The 11833-nt window shown below is 69.3% G+C and carries 11 protein-coding genes; 9 read left to right on the forward strand and 2 right to left on the reverse strand.

Translation table 11 applies throughout. The features are described from left to right. The first annotated feature begins 61 nt into the window (after positions 1–61). The gene (locus AC1DWR_RS10485) at positions 62–1468 is read left to right on the forward strand and encodes a tannase/feruloyl esterase family alpha/beta hydrolase (RefSeq protein WP_477624370.1); all 1407 of its coding nucleotides are present in this window, start codon (positions 62–64) and stop codon (positions 1466–1468) included. Positions 1469–1483: 15 nt separating this feature from the next. Here the strand turns inward: AC1DWR_RS10485 and AC1DWR_RS10490 are convergent, their stop codons facing one another. Then, positions 1484–2287: a FadR/GntR family transcriptional regulator gene (locus AC1DWR_RS10490; protein ID WP_477624371.1), complete on the reverse strand. Its 804-nt coding sequence runs from the start codon at positions 2285–2287 to the stop codon at positions 1484–1486. Positions 2288–2436: 149 nt separating this feature from the next. On the opposite strand from AC1DWR_RS10490, the gene AC1DWR_RS10495 reads away from it, so the two are divergent. The 8 genes from AC1DWR_RS10495 (at position 2437) to AC1DWR_RS10530 (ending at position 11462) form a co-directional block, all read left to right on the forward strand. Next, the gene (locus AC1DWR_RS10495) at positions 2437–2982 is read left to right on the forward strand and encodes a gluconokinase (protein WP_477615159.1); all 546 of its coding nucleotides are present in this window, start codon (positions 2437–2439) and stop codon (positions 2980–2982) included. After that, positions 2979–4385: a GntP family permease gene (locus AC1DWR_RS10500; RefSeq protein ID WP_477615160.1), complete on the forward strand. Its 1407-nt coding sequence runs from the start codon at positions 2979–2981 to the stop codon at positions 4383–4385. Before AC1DWR_RS10495 ends, AC1DWR_RS10500 begins: the two co-directional genes overlap by 4 nt. Positions 4386–4509: 124 nt before the next feature. Next, positions 4510–5625: a peptide chain release factor 2 gene (gene prfB / locus AC1DWR_RS10505; RefSeq protein ID WP_477615161.1), complete on the forward strand. Its 1116-nt coding sequence runs from the start codon at positions 4510–4512 to the stop codon at positions 5623–5625. Positions 5626–5775: 150 nt separating this feature from the next. Next, positions 5776–6465 (forward strand): cell division ATP-binding protein FtsE, encoded by a 690-nt coding sequence (gene ftsE, locus AC1DWR_RS10510; RefSeq protein ID WP_477615162.1) that lies wholly within the window; start codon positions 5776–5778, stop codon positions 6463–6465. A 93-nt stretch (positions 6466–6558) separates the two neighbouring features. Then, positions 6559–7464, forward strand: coding sequence for a permease-like cell division protein FtsX (ftsX, locus tag AC1DWR_RS10515; protein WP_477615163.1), 906 nt, complete (start codon positions 6559–6561; stop codon positions 7462–7464). 118 nt (positions 7465–7582) lie between these two features. Further along, positions 7583–8926 (forward strand): peptidoglycan DD-metalloendopeptidase family protein, encoded by a 1344-nt coding sequence (locus AC1DWR_RS10520; RefSeq protein ID WP_477624372.1) that lies wholly within the window; start codon positions 7583–7585, stop codon positions 8924–8926. Positions 8927–9049: 123 nt separating this feature from the next. Continuing rightward, positions 9050–9535 (forward strand): SsrA-binding protein SmpB, encoded by a 486-nt coding sequence (gene smpB / locus AC1DWR_RS10525; RefSeq protein WP_477624373.1) that lies wholly within the window; start codon positions 9050–9052, stop codon positions 9533–9535. Positions 9536–9539: 4 nt separating this feature from the next. Next, positions 9540–11462 (forward strand): DUF2207 domain-containing protein, encoded by a 1923-nt coding sequence (locus AC1DWR_RS10530; RefSeq protein ID WP_477615166.1) that lies wholly within the window; start codon positions 9540–9542, stop codon positions 11460–11462. Between the two features lie 138 nt (positions 11463–11600). Here AC1DWR_RS10530 and AC1DWR_RS10535 read toward each other — a convergent pair whose 3' ends face one another. Further along, positions 11601–11774 (reverse strand): CsbD family protein, encoded by a 174-nt coding sequence (locus AC1DWR_RS10535; RefSeq protein WP_477615167.1) that lies wholly within the window; start codon positions 11772–11774, stop codon positions 11601–11603. Between the last annotated feature and the right edge of the window lie 59 nt (positions 11775–11833).

Here is an 11833-nt window from a genome sequence, read left to right on the forward strand (position 1 = left end):
ACCGGGTTTGTGTGGGGGACCCACATTGAGGGCCGCGCGCCGCGGGCGTTGCATGACCACCATGCCCCTGACCACGTCCCTGACAGTGACGTCACGCCGCCGCAGCGGAGCCCTGGCCACCGCGGTCGCTCTCGCCGTCGGGGGAGCGCTCGCCGCGGCTGCTCCCGCCGCCGCCGACAAGCCGCAGGGCGGGCACTGTGCACGCCAGGACAAGGTCGCAGTGCCGGGAGCGCAGCTGCAGGAGGTCGCGTGCCTCGACGACCTCACCACCGCCGGCACTCTCGCCAGCGGCCACACCAACCCCAATGACTGGGCCGGCCTCAACGCTGCCGGGACGAAGAACCCCACGGGTGTGCCCGGCCTCCAGGTCGACGGGTACTTCCCCGACACCTCGACCACCAACTCCAACAACGGCTGGAAGCACGACAGCCAGTTCGTCATCCGGATCCCCGACAACTGGAACGGCGGCCTCATCGTCAGCGGGGCACCCGGCGTCCGCGCCCAGTACGCCAACGACTTCATCATCGGCGACTGGGTGCTGAGCAAGGGGTACGCCTTCGCCTCGACCGACAAGGGCAACACGGGTGCGTCGTTCTACGACGACGGATCCGCGCCGGGCGGCTCCATCGCCGAGTGGAACGAGCGCGTCACCGAGCTGACCGTCGCCACCAAGCGGGTCCTGAAGCAGGTCTACGCCAAGGCGCCTGCACGCACCTACATGTTCGGGATCTCCAACGGGGGCTACCTCACCCGGTGGCAGCTCGAGAACCGCCCCGACCTCTACGACGGCGGGCTCGACTGGGAAGGCACGCTGTTCCGCGCCGAGGGCCCGAACCTGCTCACCTACCTGCCCACCGCGCTGAAGAACTACCCGCTGTATGCCGCGACCGGCGACCAGGCGGCCCACGACGCGATCATCGGTGCGGGGTTCGTGCCGGGGTCGGAGTTCCTGTGGCCGTTCCACGAGACCGTCTACTGGGACCTGACGCAGCGCATCTACCGCGAGGAGCTCGACCCGACCTACGACGGTGACCTCAAGGCAGGAACTCCCTTCTGCGCCAGCGGAACTCCGCACTGCGACGCCGACTACGACTACACGTCGCGGCCCCGGTCGGTGAAGGACGCGGTGGCCTCCGTGCAGCTCACCGGGGCCATTGGCAAGCCCATGGTCACGGTGCAGGGCACCCTTGACACGCTGCTGCCGCCCGCCACTGACGGCGACGTCTACGACCGACTGGTCGACCAGGCTGGTGCCGGGGCGCTGCACCGCTACTACAGCGTCGGCGACGGCACCCACACCGACGGTCTGTATGCCGCGTTCCCCGACCGGTTGCGGCCTCTCCTGCCGTGCGCGCGCACGGCGTTCGACGACCTCACGGCGTGGGTCGAGCGCGGGGTGCAGCCGCCGGCGGACGGATTGCGAGCCCGGCCGGCCTCGGGTGACCTCGTGAACTCCTGCGAGCTCTGAGGGGGTGCCTGGGGCTCAGTCGGCGTGCCCGGCGTCCTTGACCCCGCGCACGGCCGCGCTCGCCTCGTCGATGATCGAGGCCATCGCGGCACTGGCGGCCTTGCCGTCTCCGGAGCCGATGGCCTGGGCCACGTCGCTGTGCAGGCGGATGGCCAGGGGGTTCGGGGTGCGTGGCATCAGGTCGTGGTGGGTCCGACCGGAGAGCACCTCGTCGACGACGGTCGCCAGGGCGGCGAGCATCTCGTTGCCCGACGCCTCGAGCATGGTGCGGTGGAAGTCCTTGTCGGCCCCCAGGTAGGCCACCAGGTCCCCGGACTTGGCGTGCACGGTCATCTCCATCACGGCCGCGGCCATCGCGCCGCACTGCTCGGGGGTGGCGCGGTCGGCGGCGAGCTCGGCGGCCACGGGTTCGAAACCACGCCGCAGCTCGCCGAGTGACACGAGCTGGTCCTCCCGGTCGGGCCCGGCGAGGCGCCAGCGGATCACCCTCGGGTCGAAGACGTTCCACTGCGACCGGGGACGCACCCGTACCCCGAGCCGGCGCCGCGTCTCGACCAGGCCCATCGACGACAGCACGCGCACCGCCTCGCGCACGACGGAGCGCGAGACGCCGAAACGCGCGTCCAGCTGGTCGATGCGCACGACGCTGCCGACCGGCACGGTGCCCGACACGATCTCCTGACCCAGCTTGTCGAGCACGCTGGCGTGCAGCCCGACGTCGCTTCCGCCTTCGGTCCCGCCTTCGGTCCCAGCCTCGGTCCCGCCTTGGGTCCCGGGCCGGGTCGAGGGGTCGTCAGGCGTGGTGGGGTCGACGGGCATGGCCCAAGCCTGCCAGACAGGACGTGTCCGCACGGGTCAAGATATAAATAATATTTATTTGACCAAGACTCTTGTTAAAACGGTTCTTATGCTTCACCCTGATCTCCAGGAACTCGACGACGAGCCCGAGCCGACACAGGAGTCAGCCCATGCCTGAAGTGATGGAACGTCCCGCACCGCCCCTTGTCGTGATGATGGGGGTGTCCGGGTCAGGCAAGACGACCGTCGGCGCGGCCCTCGCCCAGCGACTGCGCGTCCCGTTCGCGGACGCGGACGACTTCCACCCCGAGGCCAACATCGCCAAGATGTCGGCGGGGATCCCGCTCGACGACGAAGACCGCGGCCCGTGGCTCCAGGCCATCAGCGCCTGGCTGGTTGACCACGGCTCCACTGGGGGCGTCGCGAGCTGCTCCGCGCTCAAGCGCGACTACCGGGACGTCCTCACCCTCGCCGGCCCGCACGCCGTGTACCTGCACCTGCACGGCGACCGCGACGTGCTGGCCGCCCGCGTGGCGGGGCGTCCCGGGCACTTCATGCCGGCCGCCCTCATCGACTCGCAGTTCGCGACCCTCGAGCTGCTCCAGCCAGACGAGATCGGTGCCGCGCTCGACGTGGACCAGCCCGTCGACACCCTCGTCAACCAGTCCCTGACCATCCTCAGCTCCCTCGCTTCGAAAGGCGTGACCCAGCCGTGAACACCGACTTCCTCTCCTTGCTGCAGCCGGCCCTGAGCGCGGCTGATGCCGCGCCGCTGCCCGACATCCCCGCCGCCCGGCTGATCCCCGCGGCGCTGCTCGGCATCGCCGTCATCGTCCTGCTGATCACCCGCTTCAAGCTGCATCCGTTCCTCGGACTGACCCTGGGGTCACTCACCGTCGGCGCCGTGGCCGGCGTGGCGATGTCCGACACCATCGCCAGCTTCACCAAGGGATTCGGGTCGACCGCGGCCGGGGTCGGCACCCTGATCGCCCTCGGGGCGATGTTCGGCAAGCTGCTGGCCGACTCGGGTGGCGCCGACGAGATCGTCGACACCATCGTCGGCCGATCCTCTTCGCGCACCCTCCCGTGGGCGATGGCCGGCGTCGGCGCGCTGATCGGCCTGCCCATGTTCTTCGAGATCGGCCTCGTCCTGCTGATGCCGGTGATCTTCCTGGTCGCCCGCCGCTCGGGGCTGTCCATCATCAAGGTCGGTATCCCTGCCCTTGCCGGCCTGTCGGCCATGCACGGCCTCGTGCCTCCGCACCCCGGACCCCTCGTCGCCATCGACGCCCTCAAGGCCAACCTCGGCATCACCCTGGCCTTCGGTGTCCTCGTGGCGCTGCCGACCATCGCGATCGCCGGTCCACTGTTCGCCCGCTTCGCAGGCCGCTGGGTCGACGTCCCCGCACCTGAGCTGTTCGCGACCGACGACGAGCGCGAGGCCAGGCTCCAGCGCCCGACCTTCGCCGTCACCCTGCTCGCAGTCCTCACCCCCGTCGTCCTGATGATGGGCAAGGCCCTGGCCGACATCTTCGCCGCCGAGGACAACCCGGTCCGCACCGTGCTCGACTTCCTCGGCACGCCGCTCATCGCGCTGCTCATCGCCGTCATCGTCGGCATGTTCACCCTCGGCCGCGGCGCCGGCATGGGCACCAAGGAGCTCTCCTCCTCGCTCGAGAAGTCGCTTCCGCCCATCGCCGGCATCCTGCTCATCGTCGCCGCTGGTGGTGGCTTCAAGCAGACTCTCGTCGACACCGGCATCGGCGGCCTCGTCGCCGACTGGGTGCAGGGCAGTGGCGTGAGCATCCTCCTCCTCGCCTGGGTGGTCGCCGTCATGATCAGGCTCGCCACGGGTTCCGCGACCGTCGCGACGGTCACCGCCTCCGGCATCCTGGCGCCCTTGGCCGCTGGTATGAGCGCCCCCGAGGTCTCCCTTCTCGTCCTCGCCATCGGCGCCGGATCGGTGTTCTTCTCGCACGTCAACGACGCAGGCTTCTGGCTGGTCAAGGAGTACTTCGGCCTCTCGGTCGGACAGACCATCAAGACCTGGTCGCTCATGGAGACGCTCTTGTCGGTGTCCGGCCTGGTGTTCGTCCTCCTCCTCGGCCTGGTCGTCTGACCCTCCCCCCGCAGGAAGCCCAGGTATGCCGCGCGGCCCAGCCGCGCGGCATACCTGCGTCGTGGTGTGGTCGGGTTCTGCGGCGGTCGGGGCGCACAGCCGTGGGGCATTAGAGTTGGGTCTCGTGGCCGTCGACTTCCAGCAAGAGATCAAGCAGCTCCGCAACACCATGGACTCCGTGCGCGAGGTGACCGACCTGGCGTCCGTCCAGCAGCAGATCACCGAGCTGGAGGCCAAGGCGTCGGCACCCGACCTCTGGGACGACCCGGAGGCCGCGCAGCTGGTCACGTCGGCGCTGTCCCGCGCGAACTCCGAGTACGAGCGCGTCGTCGAGATGGACTCTCGCATCGAGGACCTCGAGGTGCTCGTCGAGATGGGCACCGAAGACGGCGGGGACGCCGCCACGATGCTCGAGGCGGAGAAGGAGCTCGCCTCGCTGCAGAAGGCCGTCGGCGAGCTCGAGGTCCGCACCCTGCTGTCGGGGGAGTACGACGAGCGTGCGGCCGTCATCACGATCCGCGCCGGCGCGGGTGGCGTCGACGCCGCCGACTTCGCCGAGATGCTGATGCGCATGTACCTGCGCTGGGCCGAGCGCCACGGCTACCCGGCCCAGGTCATGGACACGTCCTACGCCGAGGAGGCGGGGCTCAAGTCCGCGACCTTCGAGATCAACGTGCCCTACGCCTTCGGCAACCTCTCCGTCGAGGCTGGCACCCACCGCCTCGTGCGGATCAGCCCGTTCGACAACCAGGGGCGGCGCCAGACGAGCTTCGCCGCGGTCGAGGTCATCCCGCTCATCGAGCAGACCGACTCCATCGAGATCCCCGAGAACGAGATCAAGGTCGATGTCTTCCGCTCCAGCGGCCCCGGAGGCCAGAGCGTCAACACCACCGACTCCGCTGTCCGCATGACACACATCCCCACAGGCATCGTCGTCTCCATGCAGAACGAGAAGTCCCAGATCCAGAACCGCGCCGCCGCCCTGCGCGTCCTGCAGTCCCGCCTGCTCGTCCAGCGCCAGGCCGAGGAGGCTGCCGAGCGCAAGGAGATGGCCGGCGACGTCAAGGCCAGCTGGGGCGACCAGATGCGCTCGTACGTCCTGCAGCCCTACCAGATGGTCAAGGACCTGCGCACCGAGTTCGAGGTCGGCAACCCCTCCGCGGTCTTCGACGGCGACATCGACGGCTTCATCGAGGCCGGGGTCCGGTGGCGCAAGGAGCAGGAAAAGCTCGCTCAGTAGTCGGCTCGCGGGGGCGCAGGCGCAACGCCGAGGAGGTGGCGCTGCGCGGCATACCACGGTGGGCGACCTATCCTCGGGTGGGTCGTGCGCGTTCGCGCGCATTGCCCGTATGCCGTCCCATTCGTCCCCCGTAAGGCTCACCTCACGCGCATGATCCGTTTCGAGAACGTCAGCAAGGTCTACGCCCGGTCCAGCCGACCGGCGCTCAGCGACATCAACCTCGAGATCGAGCGCGGCGAGTTCGTCTTCGTGGTCGGCGCCTCCGGGTCCGGCAAGTCCACTCTGCTGCGCCTGGTCCTCAAGGAAGAGGGCGTCACGCAGGGCAGCGTGCTCGTCGCGGGCCAGGATGTCGGCAGCCTGCCCCACCGGAAGGTGCCCCGGCTGCGGCGCGAGATCGGGACCGTCTTCCAGGACTTCCGGCTGCTGCCGAACAAGAACGTCTACCAGAACGTCGCCTTCGCGCTGCAGGTGCTCGGTCGCTCGGGTCATGCCATCAAGCAGGTCGTCCCCGAGACGCTCGAGATGGTCGGGCTCGAGGGCAAGGAGAAGCGGCTGCCGCACGAGCTGTCCGGTGGTGAGCAGCAGCGCGTCGCCATCGCGCGCGCGTTCGTCAACAAGCCGCCGATCCTGCTGTGCGACGAGCCGACGGGGAACCTCGACCCCACCACGAGCCTGGACATCGTCCGGCTGCTCGACCGGATCAACCGCACCGGCACCACGATCGTGATGGCCACCCACGACGACGACATCGTCGACCAGCTGCGCAAGCGGGTCGTCGAGCTCAGGAACGGCCACATCATCCGCGACGAGAACAAGGGCGTCTACGGCAGCGGCAGCTGACCACCGCGCCCGACGCCCCACCGCCCCCGACGCCCAGCCAGCACGGCACGCCCGGCAGCGCCCGACAACAGAAAGCACTGGAGACCCACCCCCATGCGACTGCAGTTCATGCTCAGCGAGATCGCGATCGGCCTGCGCCGCAACCTCTCCATCGCCGTGTCGGTGCTGTTGGTGACGATGGTGTCGGTCTACCTCATGGGCATCGGGTTCCTCGCCCAGGGACAGGTCGACACCCTCAAGGGCTACTGGTACGACCGCATCCAGGTCTCGATCTTCATGTGCGGCAAGGACTCGCTCGACGTCAACTGTGGCGGCAAGGCGGTGACCGAGGAGCAGCGGAACTCGCTGCGGTCCCAGCTCGACGAGATGAAGCCACTCGTCAAGAACGTCTACTACGAGTCCGAGCAGCAGGCCTTCGACCGGTTCAAGGAGCAGTACCGGAACTCGCCGCTGTCGGACTACCTGCAGGTCGGTGACATCCCGGAGAACTTCCGCGTCCAGCTCAGCGACCCCAAGAAGTACGACGTCGTGGTGAGCGCCTTCGAGGGGGCGCCGGGGGTAGGACGCGTGCAGGACCAGCAGAAGACGCTGGACAAGCTCTTCACCGTGATGAACGTCGTGACCATCGGGTCGCTCTTCCTCGCCGGACTGATGGTGCTGTGCTCGGTCCTGCTGATGGCCACGACGATCCGACAGGCGGCCTTCAGCAGACGACGCGAGACCGGGATCATGAAGCTGGTGGGCGCCTCGAACTTCACGATCCGGCTGCCGTTCGTCATGGAGACCGTGCTGGCGGCCCTCACCGGCACCGGTCTGGCCATCGTCGGACTCTGGGTGACGGCCGACTCGCTGCTGCCCAAGGTCTCGGCCGTGCTGCAGGACGCGCCCCTGGTGGGCACGACCGACATCTGGTTCGTCGCCCCGTGGCTGGTCGGGTTCATGCTCGTGGTGTCGGTCCTGACGTCCTGGGCCACCCTGCGCCGCTACCTGCGCGTCTGACCTCCACCCGCCATCGGGCGGGTCCCGTCGATCGGCCCCGCCACCCAGTGGGCTGATCGGACAAGTCACAGGTCTCAATCCCGGGAAACAGGTGTGGTGTGTGTTACCAATGAGGCCTATGAGCGCAATCCCCCCGCGTCTGTACGCGTCTCATCGTGTCCGCCTGACGGCCCTCGGGCTGGCCTTCGCCTGCGCCATCGGCCTCGGCGCCCCGTCGTCGGTCTCGGCTGCTCCCGGCCACCCGTCCTCGGTCGCCTCGGCGCCCGCCGACGACCCGGGCAAGGCCAAGAAGCAGGTGGACAAGGAGATCGACGCGCTGAAGGGCGAGCTCGAGGACACCTCGGCCAGCCTCAAGAACGCGTACGTCGCCCTGCGTCGCACCCAGGCCGCCCTCCCCGTGGCGCAGGCTGCCCTCGACCGAGCGACTGCCGCAGTGTCCAAGGCGGACGCGTACAACGACGAGATGGCCGTCCAGCTCGACGTCGCCCGCGCCAACGAGGCGCGGGCAGTCGACGAGCTCGCGGCCACCCGCGCCAAGCTGGCGCAGACCCGTACCCGCGTGGCCCGGTTCGCCTCCCAGCTGTACCAGGACCAGGGGATGGGCCAGCTGTCGGTGGCGCTGAGCGCGACCACCCCGGACGACTTCGCCAACCGCATCGCCATGAACGACACGGTCATGGACGTCCAGAACCAGTCGCTGTCCCGGCTCGCGACCGCGCGGGCCGCCGCGACCGCCCAGGAGGCCCACATCAAGGCCCTCAAGGTGCAGGTCCAGGCCGCCAAGAAGCAGGCGGAGGCCGCGCTGGCCAAGGCCCAGCGGGCGCGGGGCGCAGCGGCCGAGGCCAAGCAGAAGCTGGACGCCCTCGCGGCCCAGCAGGTCGCCCAGTCCACGGCGCTCGAGGCCCAGATCAAGGCCGAGAAGGCTCAGCTCGTCGCTGCCCAGAAGGAGCAGGCCAGGCTGCACAGGATCCTCGTGGCCCGCGCCAAGGCCGCCAAGGCCGCGGCCGCTCGTCGGGCGGCCGCCCTGCGCAGGGCGGGCAAGAAGGTGCCGGCAGAGCCGTCGTCCTCCGGTGGCTTCCTGTCACGACCGTCAGGAGGGTGGATCTCCTCCGAGTTCGGCATGCGCTACCACCCGATCCTGCACTACTGGCGGCTGCACGCCGGGCGCGACTTCGCGGCCGACTGCGGCACGCCGATCCGTGCCGCCGCGAGCGGCACCGTCATCTCACGCGGCTGGGGCGGGGGCTACGGCAACCGGATCATGATCGACCACGGCATCGTCCGCGGCGTCGACCTCGTGACCACCTACAACCACATGAGCCGGTATGCCGTGCGCGGCGGCCACGTCTCGCGCGGCCAGATCATCGGCTACGTCGGCACCACCGGGTCGTCCACCGGGTGCCACCTGCACTTCGAGACCTATGAGGACGGCACCCCCAAGGATCCACGTCGTTGGCTGTGACCCGGCGACGGCGCAGGTAAACCGACTGGCCGGCATACCCCGTCGTGCAGGTAGCGTGGCCTCGCTGGGTCGGGACTCGACCACGCGATGATGCAGCCAAAAATCGAAGGACGTGGACGGGCAGTGGCCAAGGAACAGGGTCGCAAGGTGGTGGCGAGCAACAAGAAGGCGCGCCACGACTACCTCATCGAGGACACCTTCGAGGCCGGGCTGGTCCTGATGGGCACCGAGGTCAAGTCCCTGCGCGAGGGGCGTGCGTCGCTCATCGACGGCTACGCCGCCTGGCGCGGCGACGAGCTGTGGCTCGAGGGCGTGCACATCCCTGAGTACGTCAACGGCAACTGGACCAACCACACCCCGCGTCGCCGCCGCAAGCTGCTGCTGCACCGTGCCGAGCTCGCCAAGATCATGAAGAAGTCGTCCGAGAGCGGCCACACCATCGTCCCGCTGCAGCTGTACTTCAAGGACGGCCGGGCGAAGGTCGAGATCGCGATCGCCAAGGGCAAGAAGCAGTACGACAAGCGACACGCGCTGCGCGAGCGCCAGGACACCCGTGACACGCAGCGCGCCCTCAGCCAGGCGCGACGAGCCTCGGGCGGGGGACGCTAGGGACATGCGCCTGCACGGGGGGACGCACCGGTATGCCGTGGGCTCCGGGTTGGCAGTGCTGCTCGCCTTCGCTGCGATGGTCCTTGCGGGGGGCAGCGCGCAGGCTGCGGCGAGCGATGACCTGGCCACCCGGTTCCACGTCGACATCTCCGTCAACCACGACGGCTCGGTCGACGTCGTCGAGAACATCACCTGGCACTTCCCGCAGGGGGATGAGCGCCACGGGATCGAGCGGTTCGTCACGGTGCGGGTCGGCTACCAGGACCGGAAGGACGCCTACCGCGAGTACCCGATCTCCGACGTGTCGGCCTCCTCCCCGTCCGGGGCACCGGCCGACGTGTCGGTCGACGACGCCACCGACGGGTCCTCGGTGAGGATCCGGGTCGGACGGGCCGACCAGACGGTGAGCGGCACGCAGACCTACGTCGTGCGCTACCACCTCGGCTCCTACGTCAACGGCTTCCCCGACCACGCAGAGCTCTACTACAACCTGGTCGACGCGTCGGACGACAACACCTACCAGGACGTCAGCGCCACGGTGACGGGGGCGAGTCCCAGCGACAGGGCCGAGTGCTTCATCGGGGAGTTCGGGTCCACGGAGCGGTGCACCGCGACACCGGGAGCGAGCGCCGAGTTCAGCGCCCCCGAGGCTGGCAACGGGCGTGGTGTCTCGATCCTCGCGTCGCTGCCGATCGCCGACTTCGGGTCGCTCGACCCGGTGCTGCACGAGGGCAACGTGTCCGACGACGGCAGCGTCATCACCTCCGACACGTCCAAGGCGCTGGGCTACCTCACCCTGGGGGCGGGGGTGACGCTGCCCCTGCTCGCGGCCGGCCTGATGGGCACCCTGGTCTACACGCGCGGTCGCGACGAGCAGTATGCCGGGCTGGTGCCGGGCCTGACTCCGGCGCTGGGGCAGGACGGGCAGGTCGTCAAGGGACGTAACGGGCCGATCGCGGTCCGGTTCACTCCTCCGGACGGCGTCCAGCCCGGTCTGGTCGGCACGGTCATCGACGAGGTGGCCAACACGATCGACGTGTCCGCCACGATCATCGACCTCGCTGCCCGTGGCCACCTGACCATCGCCGAGGAGGAAGGTGGCTTCCTGCGCAGCAAGGACTGGCGGCTCACCCGCACCACGCCGACGGCGGAGCAGGCGCGGACCGCGCTGCTGCCGTACGAGGAGGCGCTCCTGCTCGGCCTCTTCGAGAGCGCCCCGACACGGACGCTGTCCAGCCTCAAGAACACCTTCAAGCCCACGCTCCAGCGGGTCCAGGAGCTGATGTACGACGAGGTCGTGCGACGCGGGTGGTTCCGTCGGTCGCCGGAAGGCCAACGCGGGACGTGGACGGCCCTCGGCGGCATCATGGTGATGGGCTCGGTGTTCGGGGGCGCGTGGGCGGGCGGACCCCTCGCCAGGGCCGGCTCAGGCACCGGTTCGCCGATCCCTCCGGCCTTCGTCCTGCTGGGGGGCGCGGCAGTCGCCGGGTTCATCGTCGCGCTCCTGGGGCGGCGCATGGCTGCCCGCACCGCGGACGGCAGCGCGGTCAAGGCCCAGTCCGAGGGCTTCAAGAAGTACCTCGTGACGGCGGAGGCCAACCAGATCAAGTGGGAGGAGGCGCAGGACATCTTCAGCCGCTACCTGCCCTACGCGATCGTCTTCGGCGTGGCCTCGCAGTGGGCCGGCACCTTCCGCCAGGTGGCGGAGTCCGCAGCCGCCGCAGGACACACCCTCACCCCACCCTTCTGGTACATCGGGTCCGGCGGCTTCGACTACGACGGCATCGCGCAGGACATGGACTCGTTCGCCACGACTGCGGGCGGGACGTTCACGAGCACTCCGGGCAGCTCGGGTGGTTCCGGCTTCTCGGGCGGTGGCGGCTTCTCCGGCGGTGGGGGCGGTGGGAGCTCGGGCGGTTCCTGGTAGGGGTGTGCGCCGGCTCGGGGGCGACAAGGGGCGGACAAGGGGCGGACGCAGGGGCGGGACACAGGGATGCCGCGCACGATCCCTCCGCTGGGAGCGGTTCGCACGCGGCATACCCGCGTCAGGCCTGGGTGAAGGCGATCAGTCCTTGAAGGCGTCCTTGACCTTCTCGCCCGCCTGCTTCAGGTCGGCTCCCGTCTGGTCGGCCTTGCCCTCGGCCTCGAGTCGCTCGTTGTCGGTCACCTTGCCGGTGGCCTCCTTGGCCTGGCCGGTGGCCTTGTCCTTGGCGTTGTCGAGCTTGTCGTCAAATCCCATGATGGGCTCCCTTGGTTGGGTGCGATCTCGTTGGGTGTTTCTACTGCTGACACAGCCGC

Source organism: Pedococcus sp. P2_E2 (genome assembly GCF_056403955.1).